Annotated in this window: 22 protein-coding genes and 1 riboswitch; of the genes, 2 read left to right on the plus strand and 20 right to left on the minus strand. The window is 64.4% G+C overall.

Annotation, left to right across the window (positions count from 1 at the left end; all coding sequences use genetic code 11):
• Positions 1–7: 7 nt before the first annotated feature.
• Complete coding sequence (locus BMI91_RS14230; protein ID WP_078605531.1) at positions 8–412, minus strand: DoxX family protein; 405 nt, start codon at positions 410–412, stop codon at positions 8–10.
• A 127-nt stretch (positions 413–539) separates the two neighbouring features.
• Between BMI91_RS14230 and BMI91_RS14235 the strand changes: the two genes are divergently transcribed.
• Positions 540–1,433: a LysR family transcriptional regulator gene (locus BMI91_RS14235; RefSeq protein WP_078605533.1), complete on the plus strand. Its 894-nt coding sequence runs from the start codon at positions 540–542 to the stop codon at positions 1,431–1,433.
• A 4-nt stretch (positions 1,434–1,437) separates the two neighbouring features.
• Here BMI91_RS14235 and BMI91_RS14240 read toward each other — a convergent pair whose 3' ends face one another.
• The 15 genes from BMI91_RS14240 to BMI91_RS14310 all read right to left on the minus strand — a co-directional run bounded on the left by BMI91_RS14240 (position 1,438) and on the right by BMI91_RS14310 (position 13,169).
• A complete protein-coding gene (locus BMI91_RS14240) occupies positions 1,438–1,995 on the minus strand; it encodes a helix-turn-helix transcriptional regulator (RefSeq protein WP_146684103.1) in 558 nt (185 codons plus the stop codon).
• Positions 1,996–2,025: 30 nt separating this feature from the next.
• A complete protein-coding gene (locus tag BMI91_RS14245) occupies positions 2,026–2,535 on the minus strand; it encodes a hypothetical protein (RefSeq protein ID WP_078520824.1) in 510 nt (169 codons plus the stop codon).
• 82 nt (positions 2,536–2,617) lie between these two features.
• Positions 2,618–3,151: a PepSY domain-containing protein gene (locus BMI91_RS14250; protein WP_078605536.1), complete on the minus strand. Its 534-nt coding sequence runs from the start codon at positions 3,149–3,151 to the stop codon at positions 2,618–2,620.
• A 139-nt stretch (positions 3,152–3,290) separates the two neighbouring features.
• Entirely contained in the window at positions 3,291–4,523 is a 1,233-nt protein-coding gene (gene trpB, locus BMI91_RS14255; protein WP_078520826.1) for a tryptophan synthase subunit beta, read from the minus strand.
• 105 nt (positions 4,524–4,628) lie between these two features.
• Positions 4,629–5,315, minus strand: coding sequence for a phosphoribosylanthranilate isomerase (locus BMI91_RS14260; RefSeq protein WP_078605538.1), 687 nt, complete (start codon positions 5,313–5,315; stop codon positions 4,629–4,631).
• A 1-nt stretch (position 5,316) separates the two neighbouring features.
• Complete coding sequence (locus BMI91_RS14265; protein ID WP_152844360.1) at positions 5,317–5,673, minus strand: lipopolysaccharide assembly protein LapA domain-containing protein; 357 nt, start codon at positions 5,671–5,673, stop codon at positions 5,317–5,319.
• Between the two features lie 6 nt (positions 5,674–5,679).
• On the minus strand, positions 5,680–5,967 hold the full coding sequence (ihfB, locus tag BMI91_RS14270; protein WP_075774953.1) for an integration host factor subunit beta: 288 nt from the start codon (positions 5,965–5,967) through the stop codon (positions 5,680–5,682).
• 301 nt (positions 5,968–6,268) lie between these two features.
• Positions 6,269–7,948: a 30S ribosomal protein S1 gene (gene rpsA, locus BMI91_RS14275; protein ID WP_078520828.1), complete on the minus strand. Its 1,680-nt coding sequence runs from the start codon at positions 7,946–7,948 to the stop codon at positions 6,269–6,271.
• A 196-nt stretch (positions 7,949–8,144) separates the two neighbouring features.
• On the minus strand, positions 8,145–8,750 hold the full coding sequence (locus BMI91_RS14280; RefSeq protein ID WP_158522167.1) for a glutathione peroxidase: 606 nt from the start codon (positions 8,748–8,750) through the stop codon (positions 8,145–8,147).
• 96 nt (positions 8,751–8,846) lie between these two features.
• Complete coding sequence (locus BMI91_RS14285) at positions 8,847–9,413, minus strand: hypothetical protein (RefSeq protein WP_078605541.1); 567 nt, start codon at positions 9,411–9,413, stop codon at positions 8,847–8,849.
• A gap of 9 nt (positions 9,414–9,422) precedes the next feature.
• Entirely contained in the window at positions 9,423–10,031 is a 609-nt protein-coding gene (locus tag BMI91_RS14290; protein WP_078605542.1) for a (d)CMP kinase, read from the minus strand.
• Positions 10,028–10,537: a hypothetical protein gene (locus tag BMI91_RS14295; protein WP_078605544.1), complete on the minus strand. Its 510-nt coding sequence runs from the start codon at positions 10,535–10,537 to the stop codon at positions 10,028–10,030. The genes BMI91_RS14290 and BMI91_RS14295 overlap by 4 nt, the downstream gene beginning before the upstream one ends.
• A complete protein-coding gene (aroA, locus tag BMI91_RS14300; RefSeq protein WP_078570977.1) occupies positions 10,534–11,883 on the minus strand; it encodes a 3-phosphoshikimate 1-carboxyvinyltransferase in 1,350 nt (449 codons plus the stop codon). The genes BMI91_RS14295 and aroA overlap by 4 nt, the downstream gene beginning before the upstream one ends.
• Positions 11,884–11,942: 59 nt before the next feature.
• Complete coding sequence (gene trmB, locus BMI91_RS14305; RefSeq protein ID WP_078605546.1) at positions 11,943–12,689, minus strand: tRNA (guanine(46)-N(7))-methyltransferase TrmB; 747 nt, start codon at positions 12,687–12,689, stop codon at positions 11,943–11,945.
• Between the two features lie 33 nt (positions 12,690–12,722).
• Entirely contained in the window at positions 12,723–13,169 is a 447-nt protein-coding gene (locus BMI91_RS14310) for a DMT family transporter (protein ID WP_078570975.1), read from the minus strand.
• A gap of 195 nt (positions 13,170–13,364) precedes the next feature.
• Between BMI91_RS14310 and BMI91_RS14315 the strand changes: the two genes are divergently transcribed.
• On the plus strand, positions 13,365–13,796 hold the full coding sequence (locus tag BMI91_RS14315) for a DoxX family protein (protein ID WP_078605547.1): 432 nt from the start codon (positions 13,365–13,367) through the stop codon (positions 13,794–13,796).
• A gap of 101 nt (positions 13,797–13,897) precedes the next feature.
• On the opposite strand, the gene queF is transcribed toward BMI91_RS14315, so the two are convergent.
• The 4 genes from queF to BMI91_RS14335 all read right to left on the minus strand — a co-directional run bounded on the left by queF (position 13,898) and on the right by BMI91_RS14335 (position 18,379).
• Positions 13,898–14,359, minus strand: a complete 462-nt coding sequence (gene queF / locus BMI91_RS14320) for a preQ(1) synthase (protein ID WP_078605549.1) — start codon at positions 14,357–14,359, stop codon at positions 13,898–13,900.
• Between the two features lie 311 nt (positions 14,360–14,670).
• Entirely contained in the window at positions 14,671–15,837 is a 1,167-nt protein-coding gene (gene metK, locus BMI91_RS14325) for a methionine adenosyltransferase (RefSeq protein ID WP_078550123.1), read from the minus strand.
• A 7-nt stretch (positions 15,838–15,844) separates the two neighbouring features.
• Positions 15,845–15,894: riboswitch (SAM-SAH riboswitch) on the minus strand.
• 10 nt (positions 15,895–15,904) lie between these two features.
• Positions 15,905–17,470 carry an apolipoprotein N-acyltransferase gene (gene lnt / locus BMI91_RS14330; protein WP_078605551.1) on the minus strand — a complete coding sequence of 522 codons (1,566 nt, stop codon included), beginning with the start codon at positions 17,468–17,470 and terminating at the stop codon, positions 15,905–15,907.
• An 18-nt stretch (positions 17,471–17,488) separates the two neighbouring features.
• Positions 17,489–18,379: a hemolysin family protein gene (locus BMI91_RS14335; protein WP_075774962.1), complete on the minus strand. Its 891-nt coding sequence runs from the start codon at positions 18,377–18,379 to the stop codon at positions 17,489–17,491.
• Positions 18,380–18,409 lie beyond the last annotated feature (30 nt).

Below are 18,409 nucleotides of genomic sequence, written 5' to 3' on the forward strand. Positions count from 1 at the left end.
CCTCCTGTCATTTCAGCTTGGTCGGGCGCAGCGCATAGAGGCCGTCACCCAGAGCCGCGAGCGCGAATTGCACGATGGCCCACATCACCGGGTATTCCCAGCCGCCGCCCTGGTTCGAGAAGCTGAAGCCGTTGCCCCAATGCGCCGTGAAGGCCGCGCCGAGCAGGATGAAGCCGAGCCCGAAGGACACGATCCGTGCATAGATGCCGGTGATCAAGGCGATACCGCCGAGGATTTCCGCCGCCATCGTGAGGATGCCAAGCCAGCCGGGCAAACCCAGCGATTCAAAGAAGCCCATCGTGCCGGCCGGGGTGAAGACGAAAAGCTTCGTCAGCCCGTGGACGAGGAACAGAGCGCCGGTCAGAAGGCGCAAAACGAAGATGCCGTAAGGGGCGAGTTTGGTGTCGATCATGGTCTATCTCCTGTAACCGCAAGCTCTGTGCGGTGTGTTCGCGTTACAGCGAGGAAATTAGCCATTCCGTTAGCGAATAAAATGGATATTATCAGGAATGACTTTTACCATTTTGTTCTGAATAGCGATGGATATCACCGAACAACTCCGCGCCTTTGTCGCGACCGCCCGCGCGGGCTCGTTCACCGCGGGGGCAGAGCAGCTGGGCATCTCCAATCGGCTCGCCTCGAAATACGTGGCCGAGCTGGAGGACCGCCTTGGCACGCGCCTTCTGCAACGCACGACGCGGCGGATCGGGCTGACGCCCGCGGGCGAGCGTCTGCTGGCCGAGGCGCCAAGCGTGCTCGACGGGCTCGACGATCTTCTGGGCGCGGTGTCGGAGCAATCGCGCGGATTTTCGGGCGTGCTGCGGATCTCCGCGCCGGTCACTTTCGGCGAGGTCTATCTGGCGGAGATGCTCGCGCGCTTCGCAGCCCCCCACCCCGATCTGGTGATCGACTTGACGCTCTCGGATGCCGCGACCGATCTGGCCGCCGAGGGGATCGACCTCGCCTTCCGGATCGGGCAGCTCCGCGATCAGGCGCTGCGGGCGCGCAAGCTGGGTGAGATCGGGATGCGCGTCGTGGCCTCTCCCGCCTATCTCGAACGTGCGGGCCGCGCGACCCAGATCGCCGATCTGGCCGATCACCGCTGTATCCACGACACCAATCACAGCGCGATCCCGCATTGGCGCTATCGCGAGGGCGGAGAGATCGCCGCCCTGCCCGTTCCCGCGCAGATCCGCGTCAATAGCGGGCGCGCCGCCTGCGAACTGGCGCTGGCGGGGCATGGCATCACCTATGGGCCGGACTTCGTGCTGGAGCCGGAGATCGTGGCGGGGCGGCTGGTCTCGCTGTTTCCGCCGGAGACGCTGCTGCGCATCCCGCTTCATGCGGTCTATCTCGACGGGCCGCGCCTGCCGCGCAAGCTGCGCGCGCTGATCGATTTCGCCTATGAGGATACGCGCGCTCTGCGGGGCTGAGCGCTCAGCCCTTGGCCACCGCCGTCACACCGCGCTTCGTCGCCGTATCTTCGCGCTGCGCCCCCTCGGCGCGCTGGTCCATCATATCCTCGACGAAAAGGCTCAGAAGCGCGCCGCGCCCGTTCACCCCCGCCTTGCGGTAGATCGCGGCGCTTTGCGCCTTGGCGGTGCCTTCGGACGTCTCGCGGAGCGCCGCGATTTCCGCCGTGCTCAGCCCCTTGATCGCAAAAAGCGCGACCTCGCGCTCTGCCGCCGTGAGGCCCCAGTCGGAGAAACGCTCTTCCAGGAGATCCTCAAAAGCCGAGGTCGCCCGGCGCAGACGCGCCTTCGCCCGTGCCCCCTCTCGCAGCGCACCTGCCAAGGCGAACGCGCCAAGCGCGAGCCCCAGAATGAGGCCGAGCGCCGCCCCGAGTTCGAGGATTTCGCGGTTCTGCCAGCTGATCGGCGCGGGATAGAGGCCGAAGACCGACAGCAGGATATCGGAGATGAAGAACAGCGCGCAGACCGCCTGAAACAGCAAGATCGCCCCGACAAGCACCGCACGGCGCAGCCGCGACGTCATTGCGCCGCTCCCGCCGACCGGTCCGAGGCGTCAATCATCGTCGCTTTCTCCGCCGCCATCGTCGCCGCCGCCGCTGTCGCCGCCGCCGCCACCGCTACTGTCGCTGTCGCTGCTGTCATGGCTTCCGCCATCGTCGCTGCCCGATGCGCTACTGCTATCGTCCGAGGAGTCGTCGGAGGAGTCGCTATCGGAGGTCGTCGTTGTGCGGTCGGAGGTGGAGGTCGCGGTATAGCTCCCCGAGGCGGTGCCGCCCAGAGGGCTATTGTTCAAGATCGGCGTGCGGCTGGAGCGGGACAGGTCGCGCAGAATCTCGCCGCTGCGCGGATCGAGGACGATTTCGCGCTCGACGCCCTTGCGGGTGCCGGTGATGCGCACGCGGCCCAGCAAGGTCCGGTGCACATCGATGTTCTGGTAGCCGTAGGATTTGAGCTGCCGGGTGACCGCTTCGCTCGCGGTTTCGGCCCGCGCGAGCCCTGGCACCACGGGCACGCTCAGCGCGCCGATCAACACGGCTATCGCCAGATCTCTGCGCAGTCTCATCGGCAAAACTCCCCCCGCGCGCGAACGCGGCATTTCAGAGGATTATGCCCGGCGCACATGGCACCGGGCAAGTCCGTTCGGATCAGTCGTCGTCGCCACCGTCGTCGCCGCCGCTGTCATGCGACCCGCCGCCGTCGGAGCCACTGTCGTGCGAACCGCCATCGTCAGAGCCGCTCTCATGCGAGCCGCCGTCATCCGAGCTGTGATCGGAATCGGACGTGGTGTGATCGTCGTCGTGGCTGTCATCCATGTGATCGTCGCTGCCCGAATGGCCGTCGCCGTGATCGTCCATATGGTCGTCGTCGCTGCCGTCGTAGAAATCTTCCGACTGCTGACGGACGCTGACGCCCTGCGTCATGTCATAGCCGGCGCGCGTCCGCGACATTTCCTGCTTCTGGATCTTGCCGGTGGCGCGGTCGTAGACCACTTCGATCTTGGTGCCGTTCGGGTTGTAACCCTCGGCCTTCACCTGGGTCGGGCCGACCTTGATCTCGACATTGGTGAAGCCATTGGCCTGCAGATCGGCAGCGATACCGTCCGTGGACACTTCAGCCTGTGCCATATGCGCCGAGACCGCGAGAGCCGCCAGCGCGGCGAGGGTGGATTTCATTTTCATCTTCTATCTCCTCCGGAACAATTGTCCGCCGCGGGCTGCGACGTCGGAGCAAAGGGTCGGCGGACAACGCCCGCCGGTCCATTGCCAATTGGGTTATGGAGGAGCAATAAACCTCAGGTTGTACGCCGTAAACCTGAGTTTATGCGTCCATGTCGAAGCCGAGATGCTTCGCGACCGCGAAAATGTCCTTATCACCGCGGCCACACATGTTCATCACGATGATATGGTCCTTGGGCAGGTCAGGCGCGATCTTCATCACATGGGCCAGAGCGTGCGAGGGCTCGAGCGCGGGGATGATCCCTTCGAGACGGCAGGAGAACTGGAACGCCTCCAGCGCCTCCTTGTCGGTTATGTTCACATATTCCGCGCGGCCGGTGTCGTGCAGCCAGCTATGCTCAGGCCCGATGCCCGGATAGTCGAGCCCGGCCGAGATCGAATGCCCTTCGAGGATCTGCCCGTCCTCGTCCTGCAGCAGATAGGTCCGGTTGCCATGCAGCACGCCCGGACGCCCGCCGGTGAGCGAGGCGCAATGTTCCATCTTCTCGTCGACGCCGTGACCGCCAGCCTCGACGCCGATGATGCGCACGGATTTGTCGTCGAGGAACGGATGGAACAGGCCCATCGCGTTCGAGCCCCCGCCGATCGCCGCGATCACGGTGTCGGGCAGACGGCCCTCGCCTTCCTGCTCTTCAAGCTGCCAGCGCACTTCCTTGCCGATGATCGACTGGAAATCGCGGACCATCGCCGGATACGGGTGCGGCCCGGCCACCGTGCCGATGCAATAGAACGTGTCGCGCACATTGGTCACCCAGTCGCGCAGCGCGTCGTTCATCGCATCCTTCAGCGTGCCGCGACCCGATTTGACCGGGACGACTTCGGCACCCAGCAGGCGCATCCGGAAGACGTTCGGCGCCTGACGCTCGACGTCCGTGGCGCCCATATAGACCACACATTTGAGGCCGAATTTCGCGCAGACAGTCGCGGTGGCCACGCCGTGCTGGCCAGCGCCGGTCTCGGCGATGATCCGGGTCTTGCCCATGCGCCGCGCCAGCAGGATCTGCCCCAGCACGTTGTTGATCTTATGCGCGCCGGTGTGGTTCAGCTCGTCGCGCTTGAGATATATCTTCGCGCCGCCCAGCTCTTCGGTGATGCGGGGCGCGAAATACAGAGGCGACGGACGGCCGACATAGTGCTTCCAGAGGTCGTCCATCTCCGCCCAGAAATCGGGATCGGTCTTGGCCTTCTCGTATTCTTCTTCGAGCGAGAGGATCAGCGGCATCAGCGTCTCGGACACGAAGCGGCCACCGAAAATGCCGAAGCGCCCGTTCTCGTCGGGCACATTCATGAAGGAATTGATCAGATCGTCAGCCATGGCACACCTCGCGCTATTCGTGAGGATCGGTCTAGCGTCAAAGCGGGGCGAGATAAATCCCCGCCCCGGCATCTGGCTAAAAATACTCGATTGCGCGGGGCCCCGCTACGCCCCGTCACTTCCCTGACGGGCTGCATGAACGAAAGCGCGGATTTTCTCGGGGTCTTTGACGCCCGGCGCGCTCTCCACGCCCGAGGAGACATCGACCTGCCGCGCGCCGGTCAGCAGGATCGCTTCGGCCACGTTCTCCGGCGTCAGCCCCCCGGCCAGCATCCACGGCTTTTCCCATGTACGCCCGGCGATCAGCCGCCAGTCGAAGGACAGCCCGTTGCCGCCCGGAAGCTCCGCCTCCTTCGGCGGCTTGGCATCGAGCAGGATTTGGTCGGCCACCGCCTCATACTCCGCGATCTTCGGAAGATCGGCGGCATCGGCCACGCCCACGGCTTTCATCACCGGCAGGCCGAACTTGGCGCGGATCTCCGTCACGCGTTCCGGGCTTTCCGAGCCGTGAAGCTGGAGCATGTCGAGCGGCACGGCATCCGTGATCTCGGTGAGCAGCTCATCCGAGGGGTTCACCACCAGACCGACCTTGGCGATGCCGGGTTCGACATCCTGCGCCAAAGTACGCGCCTCGGCGATCTCCAGATGGCGCGGGGATTTGGGAAAGAATACGAAGCCCACATAGCGCGCGCCCGCCTCGACGGCGGCGGCGATGTCCTCGGCCTTGCGCAGCCCGCAAATCTTCACGCGGGCGAGACCCTGCGCGTTGCGGTCTATGGCGACGGTCGGCATCTCAGCGCGAGGGCTGTTCGAGCAGCGCCAGCACGTCGTCCTTCGGGCCGGTCTTGTCGTGGCGCAGCGTCTGAACTTCAGCTTCGAGCTTGCGCGCCTTGCGGTCCGACTGGCGGGCATTGCGGCGCAGACGCGACTCGCGCGCCCATTCCCAGACGAAGCCGATCAGCAGACCCAGCAGAACGCCCGCGAGGATCACGAGGAACAACGGCACCTGAACCGCCCAGTCCCAGCCAAGGAAGCTGCCCGCCTCGAGCGGCAGCACCCGCAGCGTGACGATTTGACGATTGGCCAGCGCCAGCCCGATCAGGACCACGGCGAGCAGACCGAGAAACAGCAGCCGAAGCGCTCGAATCATTAGCTCTTATTCCTCTTTCCCGTTCAGCCGGTCGCGCAGCAGCTTACCGGTCTTGAAGAAGGGTACGTGTTTTTCCTCGACCTCAACCGCCTCGCCGGTGCGCGGGTTCCGACCGGTGCGCGCGTCGCGCTTCTTGACGGAAAAGGCCCCGAACCCACGAAGCTCGACGCGGTCGCCCGAGGCCAGCGCCTCGGTGATCTCGTCGAAGATCGTATTTACGATTTTTTCGACATCCCGCTGGTAGAGATGCGGATTCTCCTCGGCAATCTTGGTGATCAACTCAGAGCGGATCATCTTGTTATCTCCCCCCACGGGCTTGGCCGGGTGTCCCCCGGCTCTTACATGCGTCATTTCGTAATTATAGGACCAATCGTTGCAACGCGGAACAGCAAAGACCCGGAAAATCCACGTAAAATCGAGCCCCTAGCGGTCTGCCGCCGACGGAAGCGCCTTCGCAAACGCAGAAATTCAGCGCTTCGCCCGCCCAAGCGTCACCCGTTGCGCGAATCGTCGTCGCAGATCGCCAAGGCTTTGCGGAACGAAAAAGGCCCCGCCAATCGGCGGGGCCTTTCGTTGAGCCAAGCGGCTCGATCTCTTATTGGTCGCCCTTGAGCGCGGCACCCAAGATGTCGCCCAGCGACGCACCCGAGTCCGACGAACCGTACTGTTCCACGGCTTCTTTCTCTTCAGCGATCTCACGCGCCTTGATCGACACACCCAGCTTGCGGGTCTTGGAGTCGACGTTGGTCACGCGGACATCGACGTGATCGCCAACCTGGAAGCGCTCGGGGCGCTGGTCGGCACGATCGCGGGCGAGGTCCGAACGGCGGATGAACGACTTCATGCCGTTGTATTCCACCTCGACGCCACCGTCTTCGATCGCGGTCACGGTCACGGTCACGATCGAACCACGCTTCACGCCGTCAACGGCATCGGAGAACGTGTCGGCGTCGAGCGCCTTGATCGAGAGCGAGATACGCTCCTTGTCGGTGTCCACTTCGGTGACAGCGGCCTTGACCATGTCGCCTTTGCGGTAGTCCTGGATCGCATCCTCGCCACGCTGTTCCCAGCTGAGGTCCGAGAGGTGCACCATGCCGTCGATGTCGTTCTCGAGGCCAACGAACAGACCGAATTCGGTGATGTTCTTGACTTCGCCTTCGATGACGGTGCCGACCGGGTGGGTCTCTGCGAAGACTTCCCACGGGTTGCGCATGGTCTGCTTGAGGCCAAGCGAGACGCGGCGCTTCGCGGTGTCGATCTCGAGGACCATGACGTCGACTTCCTGGCTCGTCGAAACGATCTTGCCGGGGTGGACGTTCTTCTTGGTCCAGGACATCTCGGACACGTGCACGAGACCTTCGACACCCGGCTCCAGCTCGACGAACGCGCCGTAGTCGGTGATGTTGGTCACGCGGCCGGTGTGGACCGAACCCAGAGCGAACTTCGACTCGACCGAGTCCCACGGATCCGACTGCAGCTGCTTCATGCCGAGCGAGATGCGGTGGGTTTCCTTGTTGATCTTGACGACCTGGACCTTGACGGTCTCGCCGATCGACAGGATCTCGGACGGGTGGTTCACGCGGCGCCATGCCATGTCGGTGACGTGCAGCAGACCGTCGACGCCGCCCAGATCAACGAACGCACCGTATTCGGTGATGTTCTTGACCACACCATCAACGACCTGACCTTCGGAGAGGTTCGCGATGACTTCGGCGCGCTGTTCGGCGCGGCTCTCTTCGAGGATCGCACGACGCGAGACAACGATGTTGCCACGACGACGGTCCATCTTGAGGATTTGGAACGGCTGCTTGAGACCCATGAGCGGGCCAGCGTCGCGCACCGGGCGCACGTCCACTTGCGAGCCGGGCAGGAACGCGACAGCGCCGCCCAGATCGACGGTGAAGCCGCCTTTGACGCGACCGAAGATAGCGCCTTCGACGCGCTCTTCTTTGGCGTAAGCTGCTTCGAGACGATCCCATGCCTCTTCGCGGCGGGCTTTCTCACGCGAGATAACGGCTTCGCCGCGAGCGTTCTCGACACGGTCGAGATACACTTCGACTTCGTCGCCGACTTCGATCTGCGGAGCCTCGCCGGGGTTGGCGAATTCTTTGAGTTCGACGCGGCCTTCCATTTTGTAGCCGACATCGATGATGGCCTGGCCCGCCTCGATGGCGATGACCTTGCCTTTAACAACCGAACCTTCGTTCGGGGTGTCGATTTCGAGGCTCTCGTTCAGAAGGGCTTCGAATTCGTCCATGGTTGCATTTTGCGACATGCGTTCAGATTTTCCTTTTCATCTTCGGTTTTCTGGCCTTGCGGTTGGCTCCGCCGGTCTTTCGTTGGAATGTCTGTGCTGCAATAGCATACGGGTCGGGTGAGTCCCAACCTGTCTCAGACCGCGCCCATATAGGCGCGATCAGCCAGTATCGCAAGCATTTATTGCGTCATAGACAGGCTGCGCGGCCTCTCGCTCAGCCTCGGCTCGCGGTTGCGAGAGCGGCTTTAACGTCGCCCAGCATCCAGGCCGAAAGGGGCTCTGCGCTGGCGGGATAGGTCGCGATCACCGAGCCGTCGCGGCCCAGTAGCACCTTGTTGAAGTTCCAGCTCGGCTCGAACCCCTCGGTTTCGCGCATCCAGCGATAGAACGGATGCGCCTGCGGCCCCTTCACCTTGGCGAGCTGCGCCATCGGCAATTCGGCCCCGAAGGTCAGCGCGCAATAGCGCTTGGCCTCTTGCGCGGTTGAGAGTTCCTGCCGGAAATCGTTCGACGGCACGGTGAGGATCACCAGACCGTCGCGGCCATAGGTTTCGGACATCTCCTGCAGCTCGGTGAATTGCGGGGCGAAACCGCATTTCGAGGCGGTGTTGACCACGAGGACGACCTTGCCACGGAAATCGGCGAGCGAGACCGTCTCGCCCTCCACCAGATCGAAGGACAAATCCCCCGGCACCGGCATCGCGGACCGGGCTTTCACCGCGATCGGTTCGGGCGTCGCCGCCGGGCCGTCGGCGCGGGCCGGAACGGTCGCAAAGGACACGCAAGTCAGCATGCAGGCCAAAGTCAGGGACAAGCGCATCGGTCCACCCTCGAAATACATCCACCAACACCCAACGCGAGAGTCGGGAAAAAAGTTCACCACTTCGTGAAGATATATTTCACGCGTCCCTTTTTTTCAATCGCAAATGCGGTCGACGCGACGGTATTTCGGCTCCGGGAACTCCGGTATTTCCATTGGGTCACGGGGCTTTACGCCGGGTCGGACCGCCTCCGGCGCGGTGTTCACGCTGTCGAAATCGAGCGCGAGTCGCTGGCAAATTCCGAGGCTTTTCTGGCCGATATCGCCGAGATCGCGCAGATCGATCAGGTGCCCGCCCTTCCGCGCGTAGCCCGTGACCCCGAAATCGAGCGGCGGGTCGAGGCGTAGCCTTTCCGTCTCGGGGCCGAACAGCGCAGCGCCGCCCTCCCAGTCTTCCGCAGGCCCGAGCGCCACCTGCACCTCGAACCGTCCCGGCGGCACCAGCAGGCGAAAGAATTCACCGCCCTGCGCATAGGCGCCCATCACGTCCTGCCCGGTCTTGGCATCGCGCAGCACGATATAGAGATCGCGATCAGGGGCAGATTTGATCTGCAGCGGCAAGGTGCGCGGCAGGTCGGTCTCGCTCCACAGCAGACCCTGCGGGCGCCCCTCGGCTGTGGCCTGCGTTGCAAGAACCAGCGAGAGGAGAACCCAGCGCAGCATCCCCGCCCCCTAGTCCAGATCGCCCGCGCGGCGGGCCTCGATCTGATCGGCGGCGCGGGCGACCGCCTCTTCGATGCTCAGCTCGGAGGTATCGATCACCAGCGCATCCACCGCCGGACGCAACGGGCTGTCGGCGCGGCCCATGTCGCGGGCGTCGCGCTCGCGCACCTGTTCCAGCACTTCGGCCTCATCGCCGCCCAGTTCCAGCCAGCGCCGATGCGCGCGCACCTCCGGTGAGGCGGTCACGAACAGCTTCACCTCCGCCTGCGGGCAGATCACCGTGCCGATATCGCGCCCATCGAGCACCGCACCGCCCTCGCGCGCAGCGAAATCGCGCTGAAACGCCACCAGAGCCGCGCGCACTTCGGGGATCGCGGCGACTATCGAGGCCGCCTGCCCCGCTTCCATCGTGCGCAGATCGTTGCGCTCGAGATCCTCGGGGCACAGCGCCTTGGCCGCCGCGATGGGCTCCAGCCCCTCGGTCTCGGATTTCATGCCAACCGCGCGATAGAGCGCACCCGTATCGAGATGCGCCAGCCCGAACCGCTCGGCCACGGCCCGACTGATCGTCCCTTTGCCCGCAGCGGCGGGGCCATCGATGGCGACTGTGAATTTCATCGTTTCATCCGCAAATAAACTGCCCGCAGGATCAATAGCGCCAGGGCCGTCAGGCTCAAAGTGACTGCGACGCTCTTCAGAAGCGTCCATCTGCTCGCAAAGGCGATCATGTCATCCGTGACCGCGCCGGTCCGCAACAATGCGGCAACGGCATGATTTTCGAGATAGTCAAACACAGCACCAAGAGCCGCCAGGATCGACAACACCACGGCAAGCCAGCCCTTTGCAAGGGTACGGAAGGCGACAATCAGTGTCACCGCCTCCAGGACCGGAAAGACAAGATCGAGCCGCTGCTGAACCGAGAGGTAATACTGTCGCGCCGGAGCATCGAGCGCATCGAGGAGCGCCCGGGCCTGCGCAGCACTGTAGCCACCTGGACGCAAATCGAACGGCGCCAGACCGCCCGCCGCATCCCGAAGATGCGGCAAGGTAACGAGCGTCATCGCAAGATAGACCGCCCCCGTCAGGGACGCGAGCAGGACAAAGGCGACCTGCGCCCGGCTCACCGATCCGCCCGGACGATCTCCGCGCCAAGCCCGGCCATCAGGTCCTCGAAGATCGGGAAGGAGGTTGCAATGGGCGAGCCGTCATCGACCGAGACCGGCTGTTGCGCGGCCATGCCCAGCACCATGAAGCTCATCGCGATCCGGTGGTCGAGATGGGTCACGGCGGTGCCGCCGCCCGGCACGCCCTCGGGGCCGCAGCCATGCACGATCAGCGTGTCCTCGTCTTCCTCGATCTTGATGCCATTGGCCTCCAGCCCGCGTGCCATCGCGTCGATCCGGTCGCTTTCCTTCACGCGCAGTTCATGCACGCCGGGCATCCGGGTCACGCCTTCGGCAAAGGCTGCGACGACCGAGAGCACCGGATATTCGTCGATCTGCGCCGAGGCGCGCTCGGCGGGCACGTCGATCCCGTGCAGCTTGGAATAGCGCACGCGCAGATCGGCCACCGGCTCGCCGCCCTCTTCGCGCTCGTTCTCGAAGGTCAGATCGGCGCCCATCTCGCGCAGCGTGATGAAGATCCCGTTGCGGGTGGGGTTCTGGCTGACGCCCGGCACGACGATCTCGGAGCCCGGCACGATCAGCGCAGCACAGACCGGGAAAGCTGCCGAAGAGGGATCGCGCGGCACGGCGACCTCTTGGGCTTTGAGTTCCGGCTGGCCCTGCAACGTGATGACATGGCCCTGCTCGGTCACCTCGGTGGTGATCTCGGCGCCGAAGCCGCGCAGCATCCGCTCGGTATGATCGCGGGTCGGGGTCTTCTCGATCACGACGGTCTGGCCCGGCGCGTTCAGCCCCGCCAGCAGCACCGCCGATTTCACCTGCGCAGAGGCCATCGGCGTCGCGTAGCGCACAGGCGCGGGGCTCGGCGCGCCGAGGATGGTCATCGGCAGACGCCCGCCATGACGCCCGAAAGCCTGCGCCCCGAACAGCCGGATCGGATCAGTGACGCGGCCCATAGGGCGTTTGCGCAAGCTCCCGTCGCCAGTGAAGGTCGCCACGATCGGCGAGGTCGCCATCGCGCCCATGATCAGACGCACGCCGGTGCCGGAATTGCCGCAATCGATGACGTCTTCGGGCTCGGCGAAACCGCCCACGCCCACGCCATGCACCGACCAGCTGCCCGGACCGTGCTGCGTGACCTCGGCCCCGAAGGCGCGCATCGCCTTGGCCGTGTCGAGCACGTCTTCGCCTTCGAGCAGGCCGGTGATCTTCGTCTCGCCCACCGAGAGCGCGCCAAGGATCAGCGCGCGGTGGCTGATCGACTTGTCGCCGGGAACCTCCGCCGTGCCCTTCAGGGGCCCGCAAGCGCGCGAGGTCATTTTGATCGGAGTGCCGTGGCCGGACATAGTGCCTCCCTTATTTCAACGCGCCCCTGTTAGCGCGATCTGGCGGGAGGCGGAAGGGCTCAGATCCGCCGATAGGTCAGGTAATGCGGCTTGCGGCCTTCGCGCAGCGCTTTCTGTTCATAGCGCGTCGAGAGCCAGTCCTCCCACGGCGTATCCCAATCGCCCGAAACGGGCTGCGGATCGTCGAAATCGAAGGCGGCGGGCACGTCGAACAGAGGCTCGAATCCGGCCTGCGGGACTTCCTCGACGGTCTGGCGGACGTAATCGGGGATGTCGGTCGCCACGCGGAATTCCGATCCCGGTTTGAGCGCGCGGTGCAGCGGCTCGAGATGCTCCTGCGTCACGAAACGCCTGCGGTGGTGCTTCGATTTCGGCCACGGGTCGGGATAGAGGAGAAACGCCTTCGAGATCGAGCCCGCGGGCAGCACATCCATCAGGTCGCGCGCATCGCCGGGATGCACCGCGACGTTCGGGATTTTCTCGCGGCGCAGCTTGCCCAGCAGCATCGCGACGCCGTTCACGAAAGGCTCGCAGCCGATGAACTCCACCTCCGGATAGGTCTGCGCCATATGCGCCAGATGCTCGCCCCCGCCGAAGCCCACTTCGAGCCAGACCGGCTTGCCCTTGAACCGCGTCTCCATGTCGAGCGGCTCACGGTCGGGGTTCACGTCCCAACCAACGGGACCGGGCAGACGGCCCGGCAGGTCCTCGCGCAGGTATTCCTTCTGCGCCTTGTTCAGCGTCTTGCCGTGGCGGCGACCATAGAAGTTGCGCCAGGGCTGTTCGGGGGTGTCATTCTCGCTCATGGGAGGGGCCTCTAGCCGCGTCGCTCGAAAGGTTCAAGCCTTCTGAATGAGGAACAGTCCGAGGCACATGAAGCCGATCCCCGCCCCGCGCATCAAGGTGATGGGCCGCACGAGTGCCCCGAACAGGCCGAATTGGTCGATCGCGGCGGCCGAAATCATCTGTCCCAGCAGCACGAAGAACACCGCATTGCCGACCCCGAAGCGCGGCGCGATAAAGGTAATCGAGAGCACGTAGAAGGCGATCAGCACGCCAGCCAGAAACAGGTATTTCGGCTGATCGGGAATACGCGCGAAGCCCGAGGGCCCTGTCGTGACCGCGACGGCCAGCACCGCCCCCAAGAGCGCCACGGAGAACAGCACCACCGCCGCCACCGCGGGCGAGCCGATGCGGCTGCCAAGCTGGGCATTGAGCGCGGCGAGCACCGGAATGCCGATCCCGGCAGCAAGCATGATCGCGGCATAGCGCAGGGCGTCGGGCATGGTCTTTCTCCTCCGGTTTTCGGCGGAGAGTGGCGCGGAAGGTCTTGGCGTGCAAGGTGGATCGCAAAGCGCTAATTCTGTTCGTTTTTGCGCATATTCTGTAATTTTATCGGTATTCCAAATTTTTACGCACAATGTAGATCCTGTCGCCATCGCCTTCGGGCCCATCAGACGACGACACAAAGGATAGATTCCATGACGAAACTCACCGACCTCGCGGCCCCGCTCGGCCGCCTCCTCCTCGCCCAGATCTTCATCATCGCGGGCTTTCAAAAAATCACCGGCTATGCCGGGACCCAAGGCTACATGGAAGCGATGGGCGTGCCCGGCGCGCTTCTGCCGCTCGTGATCCTGACCGAACTGGGCGGCGGCATCGCATTGCTGCTCGGTTGGAAGACGCGGATCGTAGCCTTCCTGCTCGCGGGCTTCAGCCTCATCTCCGGCTTCCTGTTCCACTACGTCCCGAGCCTCGGCATGACTGGCATGGAAGCGCAGGGCCAGATGATCAACTTCATGAAGAACATCTCGATCGCGGGCGGCATGCTGATGATCGTGGCGCAGGGCGCGGGCAAATGGTCGCTCGATGCCCGTGAAAACACCCAGCACACCGGCCGGGTCACCGCGTAAGCGACAACGCCCGAGGCGACCAGCCAAGGGCAGCGTCCCATCTTTTCCTGAAAACGCGAAAGGCCCCGCCGATGCGGGGCCTTTTTCATTGCAAGATCAGCTCAGCCGCGGCCGCGATAGGGCGGCACGCCCTGATCGGGGATCCACATGTCCCCGGGCTTCGGCGCGCTTTGCCAGAAGACGTCGATCGGGATGCCGCCGCGCGGGTACCAATAGGCGCCGATGCGCAGCCATTCAGGCTCCAGCAGATCGCGCAGACGCTGGCCGATCATCACCGAGCAATCCTCGTGAAACGCCCCGTGATTGCGAAACGCGCCGAGGAACAGCTTCAGCGATTTGCTCTCCACCAGCCAGTCGCGCGGGACGTAATCGATCATGATATGCGCGAAATCGGGCTGGCCGGTGAGCGGGCAGAGCGAGGTGAATTCGGGGGCTGTGAACCGCACGAGATAGCGCTCGCCTTTGCGCGGTTGGGGCACGCGCTCCAGCACGGCCTCGTCGGGCGTTTGCGGCAGGTCGGTCGATTGGCCCAGCTGGGTCAGGCCGGAGGTGTCGGTGCTCATGGGATGGTCTTTCCGTCGAGAAGCGTTCGCGCGGCACTAAGGCCACGCAGGCCCCGACGTCAAATCAAACCTCGCTGCGCCGTTTCGAACGAATGGCCCGGGCGGCTAGCCCGGGCCGCGCCCGACCCTCCCCATGGGAGGGCGCTTTGGCGATGATAGCGCGGGCTCTAACTTCGTTCGGGGCTTCCGAGATAAAGCGCCAAGCCTCAAGCGGAGGAAAGCGCCCACCCAAGGGTCGGACGCGCCCCTCACGCAATAGAAAGCGGGCAGCGGTTTCCCCCTGCCCGTCGCACATTCCAGAAAAGCACGCCTTACACGGACTTCTTCAGCGCCTCGACCAAATCGGTCTTCTCCCACGAGAAGCCGCCATCGGCCTCCGGCGCGCGACCGAAATGGCCGTAAGCCGCGGTGCGTTCGTAGATCGGCTTGCACAGATCGAGCGTGTCGCGGATGCCTTTCGGCGTCAGGTCCATCACCTGCGCCACGGCCTTTTCGATCACCTCGTCGGGCACTTCGCCGGTGCCGAACGTGTCGACATAGATCGACAGCGGCTTCGCCACGCCGATCGCGTAGGACACCTGGATCACGCATTTGCGCGCCATGCCTGCGGCCACCACGTTCTTCGCCAGATAGCGCGCTGCATAGGCCGCCGAGCGGTCCACCTTGGTCGGGTCCTTGCCCGAGAACGCGCCGCCGCCATGCGGGGCCGAGCCGCCATAGGTGTCCACGATAATCTTGCGCCCGGTGAGACCCGCATCGCCATCCGGACCGCCGATCACGAAAGTGCCGGTCGGGTTCACCCACCATTCGGTTTCCGGCGTGATCCAGCCTTCGGGCAGGGTCTCGCGGATATAAGGTTCGACGATGGCGCGGATGTCATCCGAGGTCTGATGCTCATGCGCGTGCTGGGTGGAAAGCACGATCTGGCTCACGCCGACGGGGCGGCCATTCTCGTAGCGCACAGACAGCTGCGATTTCGCATCGGGGCGCAGCTCGGGCTCGGCGCCCGATTTACGCGCCTCGGCCAGACGGCGCAGGATCGCGTGCGAGTAGTGGATCGGTGCGGGCATCAATTCGGGCGTCTCATCCGAAGCGAAGCCGAACATGATCCCCTGATCGCCAGCCCCGTCCTTGTCGACGCCCTGCGAGATATGGGCCGATTGCGGGTGCAGGAAGTTCGCGACTTTCAGCGTCGCCCAGTGAAACTCGTCCTGCTCGTAGCCGATATCCTTGACGCATTCGCGCACGATCTTGTCGATGCCTTCGAGATATTCGGCGAGCTTGGTTTTGTCGGCCAGACCGACCTCGCCGCCGACCACGACCTGATTGGTCGTCGCGAAGGTCTCGCAGGCCACCCGCGCGTTGGGCTCTGCGGCCAGGAAAGTATCGAGAACGGCATCCGAAATCCGGTCACAGACCTTATCGGGATGCCCCTCCGAAACGGATTCGGAGGTGAAGACGTAATTCGCGCGTGCCATGAAGGGGTGCTCCGTTGTTGATATCCCCACCCCGTCAGGAAGCCGTTGGGGTGGTTCGGCCTTCTAGCTAGGAGCGCCTGCCGGTCGGGTCAATCGAAATACGCGCAAAGATTGAAAGAAGCGCTAACGCTGCAACAATCAGCGCGATGAACGGTGCGTCACCCAGCTTGGAATAGAGCGTCGGCGGCAGGCTCGGCGGCAATTCGACGTCCAGCTTGCCCATTTTGTCCAACCCGAGGCTCGCCGTGATCCGCCCCTTCGCGTCGATCATCGCAGTGACCCCGGTATTGGCGTCGCGCGCAAGCGGCAGGCCCTGCTCGATCGCGCGGAGCCGCGCCTGCGCGAAATGCTGATAGGGGCCGCTCAGCGTGCCGAACCACGCGTCGTTGGTGACCTGCAAGATCCAGTCGGGCCGCTGCGAGAAACCGCGCAGGTCCTGCGGGAAGATCGCCTCGTAGCAAATGAGCGGCGCGACATGGCCGAGCTTGCCCAAGTTCAGCAGCTTCTCCCCCGGCCCGGACGAATAGCCGTTGCCGACCTGTGCGGCGAAGGCGGTGATCCCGATTTTCGCCAGCGCATCGCCGAAGGGCATGTATTCGCCGAAGGGCACGAGGTGGGATTTGTCGTAAAGCGCCTCGATCCGGTCATCGGGCGTGATGACGGCCAGCGAATTGAAATAGCGGCTGCCTTCACTGCGCTGCACCCCCATCGCGAGCGGGATCCCACCCGCCGCCTCGGTCGACATCTCCAGCCCGCCCATCGGACGGTCGAGCAGGAAAGGCACCGCAGTTTCAGGCCAGACGATCAGGTCGGGTTTCGGCTGGCCGGGTGCAGGATCGGCTTTCGTCAGGTCCAGCAGCCGCTGGAAGAACTTCATCCGGTATTCCGGCAGCCATTTCAGGTTCTGCGGCGCGTTGGGCTGTACAAGCCGCAGGGTGATCGGCTCAGCCCTCGGCGCCACCGGCGCATTGAGCCGCGCTACCCCGCCAAGCCACAGCCCGACCAGCACGACCAGCGCCGCGCCCACGATCCCGAAGGCGGCAGGCATCTGCATCCCGCGCGTCATCGCGGGTGCGCTTGCGATCAGCATCGTGATCAGGCTCAGCCCCAGCGGGCCAATATAGGCCGCCGCCTGCGCGACGGGCGAGCCGATCCAGATATGGCCGACCAGCACCCACGGAAACCCGGTGAAGACGTAGGAGCGCAACACATCCGAGGCCGCCATGCCGAGCGCGATCCCGAGCGCACGCGAGCGCGGCCCCTGCCCCGCATAGGCCCCGAGCCCGTAGCCGATCGCCCAGAACGCGCCCATGCCCGCAGCCATCAGGACCAGCGCAAACGGCGCCATCCAGCCATAGACATCGGCCTCGACCATGAAAGGCTCGACGATCCAGAACATCGCGGCCAGCGCATAGCCGAAGCCGGTGGCGAACCCGATCCAGATCGTGGAGGCGCGCCAGCGTTCGGCCGATGCGAACCAGATCGAGGCCGCCAAAGCAGGCAACGCGATCCACCAAAGCCCCAAGGGCGCTTGCCCGGCGGCGAACAACACACCGAAAAGCGCTGCCAGAGCCAAGCTCTGCCAGCGCGGGCGCATTGGTGCGCGAAAGCCGTCTCGGATGGTCGCGATCATGGGCGCGTCATAGCCCGCTCACTCGGCGGGCGCCACTCCCGGCAGACGCACGCGCAGACGTTTGATCCGGCGCGGATCGGCATCGACCACCTCGTATTCGACGCCGTTCTCGGTCACCACGACCTCGCCCCGGGCGGGCACCCGGCCAAGCTGCATGAAGACCAGACCGCCCATCGAATCGATCTCGTCATCGGCCTCCTCGTCAGACAGCCGCATCCCGATCTGCGCTTCGAACTCGTTGACCGGCGCGCGGGCCTGCACGACCCATTGGCCGGGCTTTTCCTCGCGCCAATAGGCGTCGTCGGCCTCGTCGTGCTCGTCCTCGATCTCGCCGATCACCTGCTCGATCAGATCCTCGAGCGTGAGCAGACCGTCGACCCCGCCATATTCGTCGATCACCAGCGCCATATGGGTGCGCTGCACCTGCATCTTCTGCAGAAGCACACCGATCGGCATCGACGGCGGCACATAGAGAAGCGGACGGATCAGCTTGCGCAGCGAGAACCGGCCATTGCCCGATCCGAACCCGTATTCCAGCGCCAAGTCCTTAAGGTGAACGAGGCCCAGCGGCGTATCGAGCGTTTCCTTGAAGACCGGCAGGCGCGAATAGCCGTGCTGACGGAACTTCTCCACCAGCTCGTCGCGGGTGATGGAGACCGGAACGGCCTCGATCTCGACTTTGGGAATGGCAACATCGCCCACCCGCATCTTGCGCAGGTTCCCGAGCCCCAGCGGCGCTGGCGCGGGTTTGGGCGGCATTTCTACCTGTGGGGCCTCTTCTTCCATGGGGCGTTGCCCGAAAAAGCGGCTGAGCAACCCGCGCGAAGCGGGCTCCGAAGACTGACCGGGTTCTGCGTTTTCCGAACTACCGGTATTGGCGGAGGTAACTCCGTCGGCGACCTGTCCCATTGTTCCTTTCCGAAAGATGACGCGGAATGC

The organism is Thioclava sediminum, assembly GCF_002020355.1.
Classification (GTDB): Bacteria; Pseudomonadota; Alphaproteobacteria; order Rhodobacterales; family Rhodobacteraceae; genus Thioclava; species Thioclava sediminum.